16 protein-coding genes are annotated in these 18,327 nt (G+C 73.5%); 6 read left to right on the top strand and 10 right to left on the bottom strand.

Annotation, left to right across the window (positions count from 1 at the left end; genetic code table 11):
- Positions 1–3: 3 nt before the first annotated feature.
- The 6 genes from AB0C78_RS12380 to AB0C78_RS12355 form a co-directional block, all read right to left on the bottom strand.
- On the bottom strand, positions 4–798 hold the full coding sequence (locus tag AB0C78_RS12380) for a polysaccharide deacetylase family protein (protein WP_360745849.1): 795 nt from the start codon (positions 796–798) through the stop codon (positions 4–6).
- Complete coding sequence (locus AB0C78_RS12375) at positions 795–2,096, bottom strand: polysaccharide deacetylase family protein (protein ID WP_360745846.1); 1,302 nt, start codon at positions 2,094–2,096, stop codon at positions 795–797. The genes AB0C78_RS12380 and AB0C78_RS12375 overlap by 4 nt, the downstream gene beginning before the upstream one ends.
- A gap of 31 nt (positions 2,097–2,127) precedes the next feature.
- Positions 2,128–3,666, bottom strand: a complete 1,539-nt coding sequence (locus AB0C78_RS12370) for a polysaccharide deacetylase family protein (RefSeq protein WP_360745843.1) — start codon at positions 3,664–3,666, stop codon at positions 2,128–2,130.
- Positions 3,659–5,017, bottom strand: coding sequence for a glycosyltransferase (locus AB0C78_RS12365; RefSeq protein WP_360745840.1), 1,359 nt, complete (start codon positions 5,015–5,017; stop codon positions 3,659–3,661). The genes AB0C78_RS12370 and AB0C78_RS12365 overlap by 8 nt, the downstream gene beginning before the upstream one ends.
- Positions 5,014–6,300 carry a nucleotide sugar dehydrogenase gene (locus AB0C78_RS12360; protein ID WP_360745837.1) on the bottom strand — a complete coding sequence of 429 codons (1,287 nt, stop codon included), beginning with the start codon at positions 6,298–6,300 and terminating at the stop codon, positions 5,014–5,016. The genes AB0C78_RS12365 and AB0C78_RS12360 overlap by 4 nt, the downstream gene beginning before the upstream one ends.
- Before the next feature lie 243 nt (positions 6,301–6,543).
- Positions 6,544–6,678, bottom strand: a complete 135-nt coding sequence (locus AB0C78_RS12355; RefSeq protein WP_360745834.1) for a hypothetical protein — start codon at positions 6,676–6,678, stop codon at positions 6,544–6,546.
- A gap of 210 nt (positions 6,679–6,888) precedes the next feature.
- Here AB0C78_RS12355 and AB0C78_RS12350 point away from each other — a divergent pair, with 210 nt between their 5' ends.
- Positions 6,889–7,416 (top strand): NADAR family protein, encoded by a 528-nt coding sequence (locus tag AB0C78_RS12350; RefSeq protein ID WP_360745831.1) that lies wholly within the window; start codon positions 6,889–6,891, stop codon positions 7,414–7,416.
- On the opposite strand, the gene AB0C78_RS12345 is transcribed toward AB0C78_RS12350, so the two are convergent.
- Both AB0C78_RS12345 and AB0C78_RS12340 read right to left on the bottom strand, forming a co-directional pair.
- On the bottom strand, positions 7,406–9,520 hold the full coding sequence (locus AB0C78_RS12345; RefSeq protein WP_360745828.1) for a DUF1990 family protein: 2,115 nt from the start codon (positions 9,518–9,520) through the stop codon (positions 7,406–7,408). The genes AB0C78_RS12350 and AB0C78_RS12345 overlap by 11 nt on opposite strands.
- A gap of 84 nt (positions 9,521–9,604) precedes the next feature.
- A complete protein-coding gene (locus AB0C78_RS12340; RefSeq protein ID WP_360745825.1) occupies positions 9,605–10,387 on the bottom strand; it encodes an amidohydrolase family protein in 783 nt (260 codons plus the stop codon).
- Positions 10,388–10,463: 76 nt separating this feature from the next.
- Here AB0C78_RS12340 and AB0C78_RS12335 point away from each other — a divergent pair, with 76 nt between their 5' ends.
- Both AB0C78_RS12335 and AB0C78_RS12330 read left to right on the top strand, forming a co-directional pair.
- Positions 10,464–10,835: a MerR family transcriptional regulator gene (locus tag AB0C78_RS12335; RefSeq protein ID WP_360745822.1), complete on the top strand. Its 372-nt coding sequence runs from the start codon at positions 10,464–10,466 to the stop codon at positions 10,833–10,835.
- 65 nt (positions 10,836–10,900) lie between these two features.
- Positions 10,901–11,305: a hypothetical protein gene (locus AB0C78_RS12330; RefSeq protein WP_360745819.1), complete on the top strand. Its 405-nt coding sequence runs from the start codon at positions 10,901–10,903 to the stop codon at positions 11,303–11,305.
- A gap of 132 nt (positions 11,306–11,437) precedes the next feature.
- Here AB0C78_RS12330 and AB0C78_RS12325 read toward each other — a convergent pair whose 3' ends face one another.
- The gene (locus AB0C78_RS12325) at positions 11,438–13,564 is read right to left on the bottom strand and encodes a germacradienol/geosmin synthase (protein ID WP_360745816.1); all 2,127 of its coding nucleotides are present in this window, start codon (positions 13,562–13,564) and stop codon (positions 11,438–11,440) included.
- 117 nt (positions 13,565–13,681) lie between these two features.
- Between AB0C78_RS12325 and AB0C78_RS12320 the strand changes: the two genes are divergently transcribed.
- Positions 13,682–14,056 (top strand): phage holin family protein, encoded by a 375-nt coding sequence (locus AB0C78_RS12320; RefSeq protein ID WP_151545085.1) that lies wholly within the window; start codon positions 13,682–13,684, stop codon positions 14,054–14,056.
- A 31-nt stretch (positions 14,057–14,087) separates the two neighbouring features.
- Positions 14,088–14,969 carry a hypothetical protein gene (locus AB0C78_RS12315; protein ID WP_360745812.1) on the top strand — a complete coding sequence of 294 codons (882 nt, stop codon included), beginning with the start codon at positions 14,088–14,090 and terminating at the stop codon, positions 14,967–14,969.
- A gap of 23 nt (positions 14,970–14,992) precedes the next feature.
- Here AB0C78_RS12315 and AB0C78_RS12310 read toward each other — a convergent pair whose 3' ends face one another.
- Positions 14,993–15,709: a DUF2993 domain-containing protein gene (locus AB0C78_RS12310; RefSeq protein ID WP_360745809.1), complete on the bottom strand. Its 717-nt coding sequence runs from the start codon at positions 15,707–15,709 to the stop codon at positions 14,993–14,995.
- Positions 15,710–15,822: 113 nt separating this feature from the next.
- Between AB0C78_RS12310 and AB0C78_RS12305 the strand changes: the two genes are divergently transcribed.
- A complete protein-coding gene (locus AB0C78_RS12305) occupies positions 15,823–18,327 on the top strand; it encodes an FHA domain-containing protein (RefSeq protein WP_360745806.1) in 2,505 nt (834 codons plus the stop codon).

The raw sequence follows: 18,327 nt of genomic DNA, 5'->3' as shown, positions 1-18,327 counted from the left end.
CGGCTACCCCGCGTCGAGCGCCGTGCACAGGCCCCGCGCCCGGAGCCCGGTGATGATCGCCGGGAGGGCCTGGATGGTGGCGGCGGAGTTGGCGACGCCATCGTGCATCAGGACCACCGAGCCGGGGCCGGCCTGGGCGAGGACGGTGGCGGCGATGTCGGCGGGCCGCCGCCCGCGCCAGTCGTTGGTGTCGACCGACCAGCGGACGACCCGCAGCCCCAGCGCGCGCGCCTGCGCGTCCACGACGCCGTCGGTGTTGCCGAACGGCGGCCGGAACAGCGTGGGGCGCGGCGCGCCCGCCCGCATGATCGCGGCGGTGGTGTCGGCGAGCTGGCGGCGGACGGCGGCGGCGTCGAGATCGGCCATGTGCGGGTGGTCCCAGCTGTGGTTCTCGGCGAGATGGCCGCCCGCGACGACCGCCCGGACGAGCGCGGGACGCGCGGCGGCCTTCTTCCCCATGATGAAGAAGGTCGCGCGCACGTCGTAGGCGCGCAGAACCTCGAGGATCTGCGGCGTGTAGACGTCGGGGCCGTCGTCGAAGGTGAGGGCGACGCGCCCGCGCCGGCACGCGTTGCCCGTGCCGGCGTGGCTGAGCATCGCGCGGGTGACGACGTTCCTGGCGCGCCCCGTGTCGGCGTTGCCGCGCTGCGGGACCAGCGCGTCCAGCGCCGGTGGGACGATCGCGGCGAGCGCGAGGACGCCGAAGCCGAGCTCGGTGAGATGGCGGCGGAACCGCCGCTTGCGGCGGGCCGGACGGCCGGGCCCCGCGGGCCCGGCCGCCTTCGTTCGATCGGTCATGTGCCCTGGTCCGTGAGGGAGAAGTCGTCGACGACGAGGGTCCCGACGCCCGGCAGCGCGACACCGAAGCTGATGTTGGTGGCGCCCGCGGGGACGGCGGGGGTGGTGACGAGCGTCTGCTGCCAGGTGCTCGTCTGCGCGAGCGTCGGGCCGTTCGTCCAGAACGTCCAGGCGCCGGTGGCGCTGCGGTAGTAGATGCTCATCTTGGTGGTGACGCCGGCCGCCCAGGCGCCCTTGTACCAGACCCCGAGCTGGTAGGCATGGCCCGGTGTCGCGGCGGGCGCGCAGGTCCCGGCGTCCTGTTTCGTGACGAGCTTCCGGTCGCCGTCGGTCCGGGCGGTGACGTCGACGCGTTCGGCGTACTGCCCGGTGTGCGAGTCGTTCGTCCGCGTCCAGGCGAAGGTGTTCGTCCCGTACCCGCCGAGCTGGAAGCAGTCGGGGACGCCGCCGGTCGCCGCCTCCAGCGACGGGTTCTGCACGGTCGCGGGGGACGGCGGCCCGTTGACGGGCGGCTGCAGGCTCCCGCCGATGACCTGGCCGACGGTCTTCACCGTCGTCCCGTTCGCCGACCGCGGCGCGAGCCAGTCCAGGAACGACGACAGCGTGGCCGGGCTGACGGCGTAGGTGTCGTCGCAGCCGTTGCACACGTGGTGGACGACGAGCTGCACCCATCCGCCGCCGTGCGTCTCGGCCTGCGTCACGTAGCCCTGGAGCTGCGCGAGCGTCGTGCCCGTCTTGACCGAGTCGGGGGTCTGGGTGAAGTAGGCGTCCGCCGGCGGGATCGTCTCGGCGTAGCCGCAGCCGTTGCAGCTGCCGGGCGAGACGATCCCGCCGACCGTCCGGGCGCTGTTGTAGCCGCAGTCGTGCACGACCTGCTCGGACGTGCTGCTCGCGTTCCCGTACGGGTAGGCGAAGTTCTTGACCGTGAAGCCCATGTTCAGCAGCGCGACGCGGTCGTCGCAGACCTGCCGCTGCTGCTCGGCGGTGGAGAGGGTGGGCAGGTCGGCGTGCGTGATGGTGTGGCCGCCGATCTCGTTGCCGGCGGACTCCAGCGACGCGATCTCCGCCTGCGTCATGTACCCGGACGTTCCGACCCGGGCGCTGTTGATGTAGAAGGTCCCCTTCATTCCGTGGGCGGCGAGCGCGGGACGGGCGTTGTCGTACTGGTCCTGCGACCCGTCGTCGAACGTCAGCGACACGACCGTGCCGGTGTCGGCGCCCGCCGGAACGGCGGCGAGGACGCACGCCGCGCCGATCAGCGCGGCGGTGAGGAGGGTGAGAAGTCTTCGTGGAGACATCGTTGTACTCCGTCTGGAGTCGGGGGTGGATTCAGCGCGCGAGCGGGGCGAGCGCCGGATCGCGGAAGACCAGCGTGCGCCGGTCCCGCGCCGCGATCTCGAACGTGAGGCCTCCTTCGTTGAGCCGCGGGTCGATGGCGGCGCGCAGCGGCGCGCCGCCCGCCACGGCGACGGTGAGCCGGTGGCCGCGCGCCTCGATCCGGACGGACCGCGCGCCCGGCCGGGCCGCGATCCGGGTCCGGCCGAGCACGACCGGGCCCGCGTCCCCGATCTGCTGCCGGACCAGGACGGACGCGGCGCCGACGACGACCTCGACGCGGCCGCGGTGGCCCGCGCCCGCGCCGTCCCGGACCGCGATGACCGCGCTGGTGCGCGGGTCGATGCCGGTGACGGACGTGCTGACCCGGTAGTCCGTCCACTGGCTCGTGTTGACGCCGGTGAGCAGGCAGCTCCCGTAGACGTCGCTCGTGACGCGCAGGTCGGACGCGCGGCGCCGGCAGGTGGCCAGGTCGCCCGTCCAGGGCAGCGCCGCCAGGTCGCGCGGCGGCGCGGTGGGGACGGCGGCGCGGATCATCTCCAGCAGGTCCGCGACCGACGTGGTGGAGCGGACGCCGATCCGGCCGAGCGTCCAGCGCGGCGATCCGGCGGTGAGCGCGTCCACGTGGTCGGTCGGGACGTTCTCGCCGGTGAACGCCTCGCTGAACCCGGCGTGCCGGATCAGCACGGGCAGCTCCGCCGCGATCCGCGGGTCGTTGCCGGTCCCGCCCGGCGCGCCGAACGGGTAGGCGAACGCGGTGGCGCGGCGGCCGAGCGTCCGCTCGAAGAACCGCTGGCTGCGGTCCAGGTCGGAGCGGATCCGGGCGCGCCAGTGCCCGAGCGTCTCGGTCCGGCCGCGGACCTGGACCAGGTTCGGCATCGGCGGCGCGACGTCGCCCGGCACGCGGGCGAGGTCGTGCAGGTCGTCGCTGTGCGAGCCGAACTCCCAGCGCCCGGTCGCGGCGAGGTCGCGGACCTGCCGGGTGGACAGGTAGTACGACGGCGTCCCCGGCTGGACGATCTTGCCGGTGGTGAGGAACCCGGCCGCGGTGAAGCCGTGCGCCTTCAGCACCGGGTCGGCGGTCGTCCAGTCGGTGAGCTGCCCGTCGTCGAAGGTGATGAGCAGGGCGCGCCGCGGGAGGCGGACCGTCCGGTGCGCGAGCAGGTCCTCCACGTCCCGCAGCCGGACGGTCCGGAACCCGGCCGCCGCGAGCGCCGCCATGTGCTCGCCGAACAGCCGGCGCGTCAGCGTGCTGCCGGAGTGGTCGGTGTCGGACACCCCGTGGTAGGTCAGGACGAGCACCGACCCCGGGTACCGGGGGAGGCCCGCCGCCGTCCGGGCCGCCGCCGGGTCCAGCCGGACGGCGGGAGCCGCCTTCTGCCCCGGGTCGAACGGCCGGCTCAGCGTCACCCACGTCGTGAGCGCGAGGGCCAGCGCGCACAGGAACACCAGGCCGGTGAACGCCCGGAAGGCCCGGGTGGACCGGCCGGGCGGCGGCCGTTCCCAGGGCGCGGGCTCCTCCCGGTCAGCCATCGCTCGCCGCCGCGCTGTAGACGTGGATCGGGCGCGGCGCCGACGGGGGCGGCGACGCGTCCCGCGTACCCCACTTCCCGTCCCGGATCCGCGCCACCGCCCACAGCAGCTGCGGGGAGAACGCGACGTAGAAGAACGTCCCGACGAACGCGTAGATCCACATGCCGTCGTCGCGCAGCATCCGGTACGTCAGCGCGTACCCCATCGACACCAGGTACAGGCCGAGGAAGTAGATCATCGGGAAGCGGCCGCCCGCGAGCGGGACCGCCAGGCTGTACAGCACCACGATCGGGCTGAGCAGGCCCGCGATGGTCTGGACGGCGATGGACGGCAGCGCCCGCGCCCGGCTCCGCCACACGTGCGCGAGCAGCAGCGGCCCCTCCCGGCTCCACGACTTCTTCCACCGCAGCTGCTGCCGGAAGAACTTGCGGTACCGGTCGGGGGCGTCCGTCCACGCCTCCGCACGGGCGTCGTAGCGGGTCGTCCAGCCGGACTTGATGACCCGGTTGGTGAGCGCGCGGTCGTCGCCGTAGGTGCACTCGACGCCGAGGAACCGCTGGTGCTCCCAGGCGTCCAGCAGCGGCGCGATCGCCGCCCGCCGGTACGCGGCGAAGCAGCCCGAGCAGCAGGTGACCGCGCCCAGCACCGACTCGGCGCTCTTGAGCAGCTGGAACGACACGTAGTACCGGGCCGCCTGCATCCGCGTCAGCACGTTGCTCTCGGCGTTGCGGACGTAGGTGAGGCCGGAGATCGCGCCGACCTTCGGGTCCGCGAACCCCTGCACGAGCAGCCGGACGGAGCCGGGCGCCGGCATCGAGTCGGAGTCGACGAACACCAGGATCTCCGCGGACGTCGCCCGGATCCCGGCCGCCATCGCCGCGCGCTTGCCCTTGTTGGCGCCGAGGTCGACGCAGCGGACCCGGCCCTTCGGGTAGCGCGCGGCGGCCTCCCGCATGTGGTCCCAGGTGTCGTCGGTGGACCCGTCGTTCACCACGACGATCTCCAGCTTGCCGGCCGGGTAGTCCAGCCCGAGGCAGGAGTGGATCGTCCGGGCGACGGCCTCGCCCTCGTTGTAGGCGGGCACCACGATCGCGACGGACGGGGCGATGCCCGCGTCCCGCGGCGGCCGGTAGAACGCCGCGAGCACGAACCGGCTGATCACGTAGCTGCTGACCAGCACCGTGTAGGTGGGGAGGAGCAGGTCGCCGCGCATGTACGCGACCTTCACCCCGACGTGCCAGACGATGACGCCGCAGATCACGGCGACGCCGGCGAGGGCCCCGAGCGAGACCAGGCGGGCCCGCCAGGGCAGGCCGCCGAAGGGGACCGGCGACCCGCGGTGACGGCTCACAGCGCCACGCGCCGGGCCGGACCGGAGAAGCGGTACGTCGCGTCCAGCAGCAGCTGGTCCGCGCGCAGCCAGCCCAGGTCCAGGCCCTGGTGCGGGGTGTGCGCGATCACCAGGTCGGCGGGGCCGGGCTCGGCGCTCGCCAGCTTCGTCCCGCCCTCGGTGACCAGCTCGGGGACGCGCGGGTCGTGGTAGCGGACGGCGGCGCCCGCCGCCAGCAGCCCGTCGATGATCTCCAAGGCGGGCGACTCGCGCAGGTCCTCGACGTCCGGCTTGTACGCGACGCCGAGGACCAGCACGTCCGCGCCGGACAGGCCGCGTCCCTGGTCCGATAAGACCTGCCGGGCCCGCTCCACCACCTGCCCGGGCCGCATCGCGATCGCGTTCATCGCCGCCGACACCAGCGGCGTGTGCAGCCGGTCCCGCTTCAGCTGCCACAGCAGGTAGTGCGGGTCGCAGGGGATGCAGTGCCCGCCGGCCCCGGGGCCGGGGAAGAACGGCATGAAGCCGTACGGCTTCGTCGCGGCCGCCTCGATGACCTCCATCACGTCCAGCTCCAGCAGCCGGCTCGCGTCCGCGAACTCGTTGACCAGCGCGATGTTGACCGCCCGGAACGTGTTCTCCAGCAGTTTGGTCATCTCGGCCGCCTCCGCCGACGAGACGCCGTGCAGGTCGCCCGCGTACCGGCCGAGCAGCGCCATGGCCCGCGCCGCGCAGCGCGGCGTCACGCCCCCGACCACCCGCGGCACGTCCTCGTGCGGGTGCCGGTCGTTGCCCGGGTCGATGCGCTCCGGGCTGAACGCGACGAAGACGTCCGTCCCCACCCGGAGGCCGCGCGCCGACAGCGGCCGCACGAGCAGCTCCCGCGTCGACCCGACGTAGCTGGTCGAGGTGAGCACGATGGTCTGCCCGGCCCGCGCGTGCGCGGCGGCCGTGGCGCACGCCTCCGTCAGGGCGCCGAGGTCGGGGACGAGGTGCCGGTCGACGGGCGTCGGCACGCAGATGATCAGAGCGTCGGCGCGGGCCGCGTCGGCCGGGTCGGCGGTCACTGCGAGGCCGTCGCGCGCCGCCCGCAGCCGGCGGTGGTCGCTGTCCAGCAGGTCCACGCGGCCGGCGCGGATGGCCTCCAGCCGCCCGGGGTCCCGGTCGACGCCGAGCACCCGCAGCCCGGCGGCGTGGAAGGCGAGGGCGGTGGGCAGCCCGACGTAGCCGAGCCCGATGACGGCGACGTCGTAGGCGGATGAATCCGTGCGCCGGGCCCCGATGGGCGAAGCAGCGGAGGACATGGCTCAGTGATCTCCCCGTGTGAGCTCCGGTCCGATGGCCGGAGTCCATCAGCCGATGGCAAAGACGGGGTAAAGCGTCAACGGCAGGCGATTGACGAGGGACCGCACTTCAGCGGAGGTAATGTACGCCCGATGGCGGATGACGTCTCTCCACCAGTTAACGATCATGCGTGTGAGCAGGTGAAAAGAGCAGGACCCGCCCGGAACGCCGGGCGGGTCCTGGTCGCGGCCGAAACCGGCCGGTCAACGTGCGGCGAGGTCGTCCTCCGGGGCGCCCGTCTCCGCGTCCAGGGGGCGCTCGGAGTCGGTGTCCGCCGGGCGCCGCTCCGGCCACGAGTTGATCCGGGTGCGACGAGGGTTCGCCAGGGCGTTGTCCATTTCTACTGCTGTCCTCCCGTTGACGACGGCCCGCGATTCTCGGCATCCGGGCCGACCGAAATAAGGAGATCTTCCCCGATGACCCACCTGGTTTAGCAAAATGGTCTAGACCGCGAGGCCTGCACCCGCATAACGCTCCGCCCCGGTGCCGCATTCCGCCCGCCCGGAACCGGATGGCGCCCGGGGCCGGGCCCTGCCACCATCGTCGGCATGGACGTCCAGCAGCTCATCCGCCTCCACGACGAGGGCGCGCCGCCGAAGTACCTGTTCTTCTGGGGCCACCGGACGCCCGGTCCCGGCTACCTCAGCCAATGGTGGCCGTCGCCTTTCACCGTCGGCGGAGTGACGTATGCCACGGCGGAGCATTACATGATGGCGGAGAAGGCCCGCCTGTTCTCCGACGAGGAAACGGCCGCCGCCGTCATCGCGGCGCCCCACCCGGGCGCCGCCAAGGACCTCGGCCGCCGCGTCCGCGGCTTCGACGAGGACGCCTGGGTGGCCCGCCGTACGTCCATCGTCGTCGCCGGGAACCGGGCGAAGTTCGCGCAGAACGCCGAGCTGCGCGACTTCCTCGCCGGGACCCGCAACCGCGTCCTCGTGGAGGCCAGCCCCCTCGACCGCGTCTGGGGGATCGGCCTCGCCGCCGACGACCCGCGGGCGCAGAACCCCGCCGAATGGCAGGGCCAGAACCTGCTGGGCTTCGCGCTGATGACCGTCCGCGACTCCCTCACCGGCTGACGCCGGCGTCCGCGGTCCGCGCGCGCCCCCGCGCGGCGAGGGCCGCCCGGGTGAGGTCCGACATGCGGCGGCACGCCCGCCGCTGGTACTTGAGCTGGGTGGCCCGGCCGAACAGGACGAAGCCGAGGCGGACGAACGGGTCGCGGATCGCGGCGCGGTGCGAGAAGGCGCGCAGGCGGAACTCGACCTCCCCGGTGTCGAGCCACTTGCGCACCTCCTGGTCCATCTGGCCGCGCTCCAGGTGCCCTTCGAGCGTCCGGTAGTTCCAGCCCCACACGCGCACCTGCCGGCCGTCCTCCTCGACGACCGCGTCGACGACGTCGCCGACCCGGACGCCGAGGTGGAAGCGCAGCCCGAAGAACCTCGCCTCCAGCAGCATGTCGGCGCCGGGCTCGGGCGCGCCCGTCCGGTAGGCGCTGCGGATGATCCGCGGATCGGCGAACTCGTAGTCCCGGACGAGGCGCCGCGCGATCTCCCAGCTCCCGTCCGGCTCCGGCGGACCGGGGCGCTCCGGCGGGAGCGGCCGGCGGTGATCGTCGATGTGCCAGCCGGCGGGCCCGGCGTTCTCCGGCCGTTCCCGGGGCTCGAAGTTCACCGTCCGGTCCCGCAGCCCCTCGTAGCGCCGCTGGAGCCGGCGGTGTGCGCGCGGGCCTCTGCGCCGGGCGGTGTCCTTCCGGCGGCCCGTCTTCCTCACGCCCGCGCCACCGTCGATGTCGTGGACGGCGTCATAGGCGCGCCCCCGCACCTGCTGGAGGGGACCGGCGGGCCGCAGCCCCGGGATCGGGTGCCGCACCGGGTTGAAACGCACCGGCTCCCGGTCGTCGGTGCGCGCGGGCCCGGTCAGGACCAACTCCCCGAACCGCTCCCAAGGCCCGAGGCCCGTGGCCACGACCAGATCCAGCGTGATCGGGCCCTCCCCGGCGGCACGGGCCAGCGCCGCCGGGTCCGCCGGGACGGCGCGCCGGGCGAACGCGCCCAGCAGGACGTACCGGTCGCCCGCCGTGTACGGCAGCAGCGAACCGTAGAAGCCCGGCCCCCAGTGGTTCGCCGGACGGAGCAGGTGGCGGCCGGCCCGCCCGTGGCCCGTCGTGGCGAGCAGCAGCTCGGCGGTCGCCGGGTCGCCGTCCTCCGAGGGCTGCCGCCACCGCAACGCCAGCCCGAGGACGTCGGGGTACGGCGCCGGCAGGCCGATCGACCGCGACAGGCGCGCCAGGCCCCGCAGCTCCACCGCGTCGTCCAGCAGCGGTACGCCCCAGAAGCGCGAGGTGCCGGACAACCGCAGGACGGCGTCGAGGACGACCCCGCGCGGATGCAGCGGCCGGCCCCCGCGCGCCTTCGCCAGCGCCGTGAACGTCCGGGCGAGCGCGGCGGCCGCCGGCCGGGCCAGGTGGCGCCCGTCGACCCGGGAGTCCCCGGCGATCTCGGTGCGCTCGGTGAGGACTTCGACGTCCCCCGCCGTCCGGCCCCCGGCCATCTCGGCCACCCGGCGGCAGAAATGGGTCCACATGTGGAGCTGCATCTCCTTCGCCATGCCGACCCGGTCGTAGAGGACGTCCGCCAGCCGGTCGCCGCTCCGCGTCCACGACTCGATGGTGAACCACAGCCCGCCGTCCTCGGCGTCGCGCGCCCGGAACTCGATCTCGCCGGCCTCGACGTGCCCGCTCAGCGTCGCGAGCCGGAACGACCGCGGCGTGCGCTCCACCACCCGCACCGGGCAGTTCCACGGCCCCGGCATGTGGACGTCGTACTCGTCCCCGAGGTCGAGCCGGGGCGAGGCCCCGGAGATCTTGTCGAAGACCGCGAACTCGACCGGCGACGCGGCGTTGACGTCCGCGCGCAGCCGTTCCATCAGCCCGGACGCGTCCAGGTCGCCGCCCTCGATCCGGACCGTGTAGCGGCGCTGGTAGACGGGCCCGACCCCTTGCCGCAGCCCCTGGATGCGGTCTCCGCCGCGCGGCGGGATCCGCGCGGGGTCGAAGCCCGGCTCCGTCCGGAGCCGTTCCCGCTTCGCGGTGCGGGCCGTCCGGAGCCAGCGCCAGGCCGCGATGCCCGCCCCCGCCGGCCAGCGCGCCGTCCGCGCGCGCTGCCGCCATCGTCGCCGCACGGCGCCCCCCGGATGACTCGCGCCTCACCGTGTCTTCGCAGGTCACGCCCTACCCTCGGGGTCGCCGCCCAACCGGCTCCCGGCTCAGAGGCCGAGCAGCTCGGCGAGGGTGCCGCCGAGGACCCGGTCGCGGGTCTCGCCGGGCGGCGTGACGCGCTCGACGGTCATGCGCGCGAGCACGGGGTCGCCGTAGGGGGCGTCCGAGCCGAACAGGGTGCGGTCGGGGATCTCCGCGATCGCCACCCGCACCGCGAAGACGATGGGCGCCGTGGACAGCTCCAGGTACATGTTCGGCGTGTCGCGGACGAGCTCGATCGCGCGCATCCAGTGCGCCCCGCCGAGCTGGCTCACGACCAGCGGGACGCCCGGGTACCGGCAGGCGAGCCCCGCGAGCGTCTCCAGGTCGTCCGCCGTCGTCGGCGCCGAGCCGTGCACCACGACGGGCAGGCGATGGTCGCGGGCGGCCCGCAGCACCGGCTCGACGAGCGCCGCCCGTCCCGGCGGCGGCGTCAGCTCGCCGATGCCGTGCAGGCCGGCCGCCGCCACGTCCCGTTCCACCATCGCGGCGATCTCCTCGCCGCTCATGTCGAGCGGGACCGACAGGAACCCGATGAAGCGGTCCGGGTACGCCGCGAGGGCGGCGGCGTGCTCCGCCCACGCGACCTCGTACGACCCCAGCGCGTTCGCCTGCCCGCCGAGGCTCCTGCTCAGGACGTCCATCTCCCTCTGCAGCGACGCCAGGTCGGCGGCCCGCTCGGGATGCGGGCGCGTCGCGAACAGCACCGCCCGCCCGGCGCCGGCCTCGTCCAGCAGGGCGATGTGGTCCTCCACCGGATCGTGGACGTGCCCGTGCGCATCGATGATCATCTTTTCCTCCCGTGCGGAATAGGGCCCCACTGTCGGCCCTTGACACCGTTGGAAGGTCAAGACGAGGAGGTCGTCCGTGCTGATCGGAGAGCTGGCCCGGCGCACCGGGGTGAGCGAGCGGCTGATCCGCTACTACGAGGACCAGGGCCTGCTGGAGTCGCGGCGCCGCGCCAACGGCTACCGCGAGTACGGCGACGACGCCGAGCTGACGGTGGCCCGGATCCGCGCGTTCCTCGCCGCCGGCCTGCCCACCCGGTCGATCGCGCGCCTCCTGCCCTGCGCCGCCGGCGTCGACGCGCTGCGCCCCTGCCCCGGCACCCTGGAGGTGCTGCACGAGCGCCTCGAAGAACTGGACCGCCGCGCCGCCGAGATAGCCGAAGCCCGCGCCCTCCTCACCCGCACCATAACCCGCACCAAAGCCACCACCCCCGCCCCCGAAACCACCTGACAACACCCTCGACCGCCTCCGGTCACTCCCGAACACCCAGGCCTCCGATGCCTGATCGTGGTGCTGTGCCGAACTGGAGAGACCGCTATACGGCGAGCCCACTGTGGGTGTACGCGTTGACGACCGCCTTCTCACTGTCGGCGTACTTCGGGGTGATCGCCCTCGCCGCGGGCGAGTCCCTGCGGAAGTCGCTTGATCTCGCGCTGGTGGGCTGCGTCTTCGCGGCCATGCTGACCGCCGTCGCGGGGGCCGGCAGAGGGTGGGAGCGCCGGGTCGTCGGCAGGCGTCCCCGGGAGGCGCGGGTCTCCATGGCCGCCGCGTTCCGCACCGGGGAACTCCCGGACGACCCGGCGTTGCACGGGCCGCTCCTCGCGCTCATCGAGAGCCGGAGGGCGGCCTGGGAGCGGACGCGCCGGTGGTGGCCCGCGGTCCTGGTCCTCCTGCCCGCGGTGATCACGGCGGGTCTCTAGCTGAAAGCGTTCCAGCTGGGGGCGCTGCTCGTGATCCTGGTGCTGATCGTGTTCGTGACCCTGCCTCAGGAGCGGCGCCGGCGGAGGGCTAGGCGGAGGTTGGAGAGGGCGATCCGTGTGCGGGGGGGCGGGTCAGCCGGTGGTCGTCTCGAAGAGACAGAAGGCGGAGCCCCCTAGCGGGCGGGTGGGGGTGCGTTCGTTGTAGCGGGTCGTTTCGTGGTGCCATTTGAGGATGCCGGCCATCCAGTCGCGGAGTTCGGTGACGTAGGCGTCGAGGGCGGTGCGGGCCGCGTCGTCGAGGCCCAGGTCGGCGGCCAGCGCGGGCAGTTCGGCGGCGAGCTGCTCGAACTGGCGGCGGCGCGACGAAATGAGGTCGCTGACGATGGGGACGGCTTGGTCGCGGCCGCAGTCGAGGAAATGCTGCACGGCGAGGACGCCGTTGTTCAGCTCGCCCTCGTACTCGATCTCCTTCTGGTAGGAGAAGACGTCGTTGAGGAGGCAGGCGCAGTCCATCGCGGACGCGTCGAGTTCCTGGAGGGTGCGGGTCGCGAAGACCTCGGCGGGGATCTCGCGGGAAAGGCCGATGCGGGACAGCGCCATGGTGAGCTCGGAGCCGAAGGTGCGGCGGCGCATCTCGATGTAGTCGACGGGGTCGGGGATGCGGGACTGGACGTGGTTGTGCAGTTCCCACAGCCAGCTTTCGACCATGTCGTCAATGGTGGCGCGGAATTCGCAGCGGCCCGTGCGGGACATGGGCGACGCGGTGCGGTGCCACAAATCGGCGAGGCCGGTCTCGAACGGGTTCTCCGGGACGGGCGTCGGCCCGCAGTCCAGCGGCATGAAGCCGGGGATGCGGGCGCGGAACCGCTTCGCGCCCGCGAGGTCGCGGTCGCGGTTGAAGACGGCGGGGAAGTAGTCGTCGCCGAAGGTGCCCCAGGCCAGCCACTGGGTGGCGAGATCCAGGGACTCGGGCGGCGAGTCGGGGGCGAGGGACGCCGCGCAGACCGCGAAGTCGAAACCGGCGAGCTTCTCGGCCGTCCAGAGCGGGGCGGGATGCCGGGGGAGCGGGCCGAGCATGCCCATGGCGGCGCACCACGCGAGGACGTTCTCGCGGGCCCTTTCCCGGTGCGGGTTCACGCGGGCCTCGTACGGCAGGTCGAATTCCGGGAGGGGCGTCGGCCCGACCTTCTGGAACGGGACGTGAGGGCGGCTGAGCCGGACCGACTTGAGGAGGGCGGGGACGCGCGAGGCCGACGTTCCGCGGGACTTCTCGTTCATGTAGCGGCTCGACCGCAGGTGCCATTCGTGGCCGCCGGACTGCCAGTCCTGGAGGCCCTTGGCGTAGGCGGTGACGGCGGCCCTTTCGGCGGGGGTGAGCGCGTGCTCCTCGTAGAGCGGGGGCAGTTCGGTGAGGGCGGTGTTCTCGAACTGGCGCAGCCGCGAGGTCAGCAGGTCGTTGACGGTGTCGGCGGCCTGCTGCGCGCCGACGCCGAGGAAGTGCTCGACGACCAGGACGCAGTTGTTGATCTCGCCTTCGCGCTCCGTCTCGCGCTGGTAGGAGAAGATGTCGTTGCGCAGGTGGACGCCGTCGGCGAAGGCGTCCTTCAGCACCCGCAGCGGGCGGGTGCCGACGACGCGGGCGGGGACCTCCACGCCGGCGGCGTGCTCGACGAGGTCCGCCGACCAGGGGGCGCCGCCGACCTTGCGGCGCATCTGGACGTACTCGACGGGGTTCGGGACGCGTCCCGTGCTGATGTTGGACAGCTCCCACAGCGACTCGCGCAGCAGCGCGCCGGTGCTCTCGGCGAACCGGCACCGCCAGGCGACGGACCGGGCGGGGACGGTGCGGGCCCACAGGTCGATGAGGCCGCGCTCGACGGCGTTCTCCGGCTCGGGCGGGTCGAGCGACATGAAGGCGGGGAGCCGGTCGAGGTAGGCGCGGGCGCCGGCCTGGTCCTGCGGCTTCTTGAACACCTCGAGGAAGTGGTCGTCGAAGTAGAAGACCCAGACGTACCAGTCGGTGACGAGGTCGAGTTCGGCGCCGTCGCAGTCGGGGTGGGTGTAGGCGCACAGGAGGGCGTAGTCCATGGCGTCGAGCGCGGCCTCGTCCCAGATGTCGGGGGTGCCGGGGTCGCGGGCGTCGTCGAGCATGCCCATCTCGCGGGCCCAGGCGGTGCTGTGCGCGCGCGCCCGTTGCAGATGCGGGTTCAGCCGGGCCGGGTACGGGACGTAGAAGTCGGGCAGCTCGAACGGTTGCATCGTCCGGACACGCCTTCCTGCTCGGGGACGCTCCGCAACTTACAGCACGCATAAAGTTACTTACAGTGATAGTTTGCTCCCCGGAATCCTTCGCAACGCAACGGGTAAGCCGGGGTCATGGCAAAGTCGCGAGCCGCGGCGAAGATCGAGGACGATCCGGTGGAGCAGAACCTGGCGCTCGTCCGGCAGGTGATCGACGCCGCGCACCAGGAGATGCTGACCAAGGCGCGCAAGCGCGTGCCCGCGCTGCGGTTCGGCGCGCTCGCGGGGACGCTCGGCGTCCTCGCGACCGCGGCGACGTACCGGATGAACGTGCTGCTGCTGGAGAAGAAGCTGCCGCCGGAGCTGGCGTCGTTCGTCGCGGCGCTGGCGTACGGGGGCGGCGCGGGCGCCGCCGCGGTGGCGGCGTCGCGCAAGTGGAAGGGGCTGCCCGCGCCGCTGCCGACGGAGACGGCCCGGCAGGTCGCGGAGATCATCACCGACTCCGGCTGAGCGCCGCGCGGTCCCCGATTGACAGCGCGCCGTGATCGTCAGCAGACTCGGCGGAGTGCGCATCGGCGAGCTGACGGAGGTGCGGGCCGCGCGGCCGGAGGCGGTCGCCGAGGCGGCGGCGCGCCGGGTGCGGCTCCCGGCCCTGCCGGACCGTCCGGTGATCATCGCGGCGGACCATCCGGCCCGCGGCGCGCTCGCGGCGGGCGGCGACCCGGTCGCGATGGCCGACCGGCGCGACCTGCTGGAGCGGCTCTGCACGGCGCTGGAGCGCCCCGGCGTCGACGGCGTGCTCGGCACGCCCGACGTCATCGAGGACCTGACGCTGCTGGGCGTCCTCGACGGCAAGCTCGCGATCGGCTCGATGAACCGGGGCGGGCTCGCCGGGACGGCGTTCGAGATCGACGACCGGTTCACCGCCTACGACGCGGACGCGGTCGCGGCGTCCCGGCTGGACGGCGGCAAGATGCTGCTGCGGATCGACGACGGCGACCCGGCGACGGCGCGGACGCTGGAGGCGTGCGGGCGCGCGGTCACGGGCCTGGCGGGGCACCGGCTGATGGCGATGGTGGAGCCGTTCGTCGCGCACCGCGTCGACGGTCGCGTCCGCAACCTGCTGACGCCGGAGGCGATGATCCGCGCGGTGTCGGTCGCGTCCGGGCTCGGCGCCACGTCGGCGTACACGTGGCTGAAGGTGCCGGTCGTGCCGGGGATGGAGCGGGTCGTGGCGGCGACGACGCTGCCGCTGCTGCTGCTCGGCGGCGACATCGGCGACGACCCGCGCGCGGTCCTGGACGGGTGGCGCCGCGCGCTGCGGCTGCCCGGCGTGCGGGGCCTGGTCGCCGGCCGTTCCCTGCTCTACCCGCCGGACGGCGACGTCCGCGCCGCCGTCGACGCCGCCGTCGCCCTCCTCTGACGGCCGGCCGCCCTTCCTGCGGGTCAGGAGTCGCTGAACTTCACGTTGCGGCCGACCACGTGGAGGCCCACGCCGTTCGACGAGACCGTGACGCTCTGGAACGACAGGCCCATCGGCAGGCCGCTCACGGGGACGGTGAAGTCGAGGTCGTCGCCGATGTCCGAGCGCGAGAAGCCCTCGATCGACTGCGTCTTCACGACGATGCTGTTGCCCTGCTTGGTGACGGTCGCGGTCGCGGTGGCCTCGGTGATGCCGAGGTCCATCTTGGCCTTGACGAGGTTCTTCCCGGCGGCGGTCAGCACGAGGTCGGGGTTGTCGCTCGCGCTCGCGAGGTCCTTGAAGCTGACGAACGCCGTGCCGTCCACGGTGCCGAGCGTCCCGCTGCTGAATCCCGAATCGACCCGGACGTCCCGCGCGCGCACTTTGAGGTTCGTGATGCGCAAGGGGCCCTCGGTTATTCTGCTCGCCTCGAGCCGCACATCGCCGAAGTGACGGGACACGACCTGGGTGAGGAACGGGAATCCCTTGATCGTCACTTTCGGCGTCGCCGGGAATCCCTCCTTTTTGATCTGCACGGCCATCTCGTGCTGCGCGAACACCACGCCGCCGCGGTCCGCCGCCACGAGGAGCAGCGCGATCAGCAGAACGGCGCAGATCAGGACGGTCAGCCACCGTGGCCGCCCGCGCCGCGGAAGGCGTTCGACACGGGTGACGGCAGCCGCGCCCGGCGGATTCGCCATGGCGCTCACTCAATTCCGTCGCCCGGGCCGTGTCAATGGGACCGGTGTCCCGCCGGTACCGGGTCCGGAAAACGGGCCGCGACATTTCCGGGGCGAGGACTTACACTCCCCGCATGACGGCCGGTCCTTCCGCCGAATCGCTCGCCGCGCCCGTTCTCGTCGTCCGCACGCGGGACCGGGTGCACCGGCTGCGTCCCGGGGGCTCCTACCGCATCGGCCGCGACCCCGCGTCCGACATCGCGCTGGCGGACCCGCGCGTGTCCTGGTGGCACGCGGTGCTGCGGACGGGCCCGGACGGCTGGCTGATCGAGGACGTCGGCAGCAGCAACGGCACGTTCTGCCAGGGCGGACGCATCGAGCGGATGGAGATCGGCGGGCACCGGGAGTTCCTGCTCGGGCACTCCACCGAGGGCGAGAGCCTGGCCTGCTTCCCGGAGAGCCCGCCGCCGAGCCGCCGCCAGGTGTACCCGCCGCCCGCCGGGCGCGGGGCGCCGCCCGTCCAGTCGCCGGCGCCGCCCGGCCGCGGGCCGGGGAACGCGCCGGGGAGCCCGCGGCCGCCGTCGGGCACGGCGCCGCCGGTCCCGCAGCGCCCGCCGCTGCCCCGCACGGTGCCGCCGCCGCGGCCGGAACCGGCCGCGGCGTTCCGGCCGAGCGTCGACCGGCACCCGAGCCAGATCATCCGGGTCGCGCCGAAGACGCTGCGGATCGGCCGCGCCGCCGACAACGACATCGTCGTCCCGGACCTGGTGGTGTCGCGGCACCACGCGGAGCTGCGCAGCCTCGGCCCGGGACGGCACCGGATCGTCGACCTCGGCAGCCACAACGGCACCTACGTCAACGGCACCCGGGTCGAGTCGGCGGAGTTCACCGAGAGCGACCTGCTCGGCATCGGGCACGCGACGTTCCAGCTGGTCGGCGAGGAGCTGCGGGAGTACGTCGACACCGGCGACGTGTCGCTGTCGGTGGAGGACCTGATCGTCCGGACACCCGAGGGCAAGGTGATCCTCGACGGGGTCGGGTTCCCGATCCCGGAGCGGTCGCTGGTCGGGGTGATCGGGCCGTCCGGCGCGGGCAAGTCGACGCTGCTCGGCGCGGTCACCGGCACGCGCCCGGCGACGGAGGGCACCGTCCGCTACGACGGCCGCGACCTGTACGCCGACTACGACGAGCTGCGGCACCGCATCGGGCTCGTCCCGCAGGAGGACATCCTGCACACCCAGCTCGACACCCGCCAGGCGCTGCTGTTCGCAGCCGAGCTGCGGTTCCCCGGCGACACCCGCAAACGGGAGCGCGAGCAGCGGGTGGACGAGGTGCTCGGCGAGCTGGGCCTGACCGCGCACGCCTCGACCCGCATCGACCGGCTGTCGGGCGGGCAGCGCAAGCGGGTCAGCGTCGCGCTGGAGCTGCTGACCAAGCCGTCGCTGCTGTTCCTGGACGAGCCGACGTCCGGCCTCGACCCGGGCCTGGACAAGACGGTCATGGAGATGCTGGCGGAGCTGGCGCACGACGGCCGGACGGTCATCGTCGTCACGCACAGCGTCGCGAACCTGGACGCCTGCGACCGGCTGCTCGTGCTGGTCCCGGGCGGGCGCCTCGCCTACTACGGGCCGCCCGCCGAGGGGCTGGAGCACTTCGGGAAGAAGTCGTGGGCGGAGGTGTTCCAGGCGTTCGACCGGGAGCCGGGCCGGGACTGGGCGACCGAGTTCCGCGCCTCGCCGCGGCACGCCCGGTACGTGGAGAGCGGGCGGCAGGGCGGCGCCGTGCAGGCCGACACGTCGGTGCCCGCGCCGCCGCCGCGGCAGCAGTCCCGGTTCGCGCAGCTCAGCACGTTGTGCCGGCGCTACCTCGCGGTGATCGCGTCCGACCGCAGCTACCTGGTGCTGCTCGGGGTGATGCCGCTGATCCTCGGCGGGCTGAGCGCCGCGATCCCGGCGCCGAAGGGGCTGACGGGGCCGTCGCCGAACACCGACGCCGCGTCCAAGCTGATGGTGCTGGCGTTCGCGGCGTGCTTCGCGGGCACCGGCAACGCCGTCCGGGAGCTGGTCAAGGAGCGGACGATCTACAGCCGGGAGCGCGCGGCGGGGCTGTCGGCGGGCGTGTACCTGATGTCGAAGCTGCTGGTGCTCGGGGTGATCACGGCGCTGCAGGCGGTGGTGCTGGCACTGATCGGGACGATCGGGGTGAAGCTGCCGTCCTCCGGGACGTTCGCGCCGGTGCTGCCGGAGCTGATGCTGGCGATGGCGCTGCTCGGCGTGGTGTCGATGACGCTGGGGCTGCTGGTGTCGTCGTCGGTGAACAGCTCGGAGAAGACGCTGCCGCTGCTGATCGTGCTGTCGATGGGGCAGCTGGTGCTGTCCGGCGGGCTGGTGCGGCTGGCGGGCAAGCCGGGGCTGGAGCAGCTGGCGTGGCTGTCGCCGTCCCGCTGGGGGTTCGGCGCGGCCGCGGCGACCATCGACCTCGACTCGATCATGCCGCACGCGGGCGCCGCCGACCCGGCGTGGAAGCACACGGTGACCGCCTGGGGGATGGACCTCGGCATCGCGGCGGGTCTCGGCGTGCTGTTCTCCCTGCTGGCCTGGTACCGGCTGTACCGGCTGCGTCCCCGCCGACGCCGCTGA

It is taken from the genome of Actinomadura sp. NPDC048394 (assembly GCF_040651755.1).
GTDB classification, from domain to species: Bacteria; Actinomycetota; Actinomycetes; order Streptosporangiales; family Streptosporangiaceae; genus Spirillospora; species Spirillospora montaniterrae.
Note: the sequence above shows the minus strand (reverse complement) of the source record. Positions and strands in the feature narration are given on the sequence as shown.

Bases quoted from the DNA above. Each gene is read 5' to 3' on its own strand.
- AB0C78_RS12380 (WP_360745849.1), bottom strand. From the start codon at position 798: ATGACCGATCGAACGAAGGCGGCCGGGCCCGCGGGGCCCGGCCGTCCG.
- AB0C78_RS12375 (WP_360745846.1), bottom strand. From the start codon at position 2,096: ATGTCTCCACGAAGACTTCTCACCCTCCTCACCGCCGCGCTGATCGGC.
- AB0C78_RS12370 (WP_360745843.1), bottom strand. From the start codon at position 3,666: ATGGCTGACCGGGAGGAGCCCGCGCCCTGGGAACGGCCGCCGCCCGGC.
- AB0C78_RS12360 (WP_360745837.1), bottom strand. From the start codon at position 6,300: ATGTCCTCCGCTGCTTCGCCCATCGGGGCCCGGCGCACGGATTCATCC.
- AB0C78_RS12355 (WP_360745834.1), bottom strand. From the start codon at position 6,678: ATGGACAACGCCCTGGCGAACCCTCGTCGCACCCGGATCAACTCGTGG.
- AB0C78_RS12350 (WP_360745831.1), top strand. From the start codon at position 6,889: ATGGACGTCCAGCAGCTCATCCGCCTCCACGACGAGGGCGCGCCGCCG.
- AB0C78_RS12340 (WP_360745825.1), bottom strand. From the start codon at position 10,387: ATGATCATCGATGCGCACGGGCACGTCCACGATCCGGTGGAGGACCAC.
- AB0C78_RS12325 (WP_360745816.1), bottom strand. From the start codon at position 13,564: ATGCAACCGTTCGAGCTGCCCGACTTCTACGTCCCGTACCCGGCCCGG.
- AB0C78_RS12320 (WP_151545085.1), top strand. From the start codon at position 13,682: ATGGCAAAGTCGCGAGCCGCGGCGAAGATCGAGGACGATCCGGTGGAG.
- AB0C78_RS12310 (WP_360745809.1), bottom strand. From the start codon at position 15,709: ATGGCGAATCCGCCGGGCGCGGCTGCCGTCACCCGTGTCGAACGCCTT.
- AB0C78_RS12305 (WP_360745806.1), top strand. From the start codon at position 15,823: ATGACGGCCGGTCCTTCCGCCGAATCGCTCGCCGCGCCCGTTCTCGTC.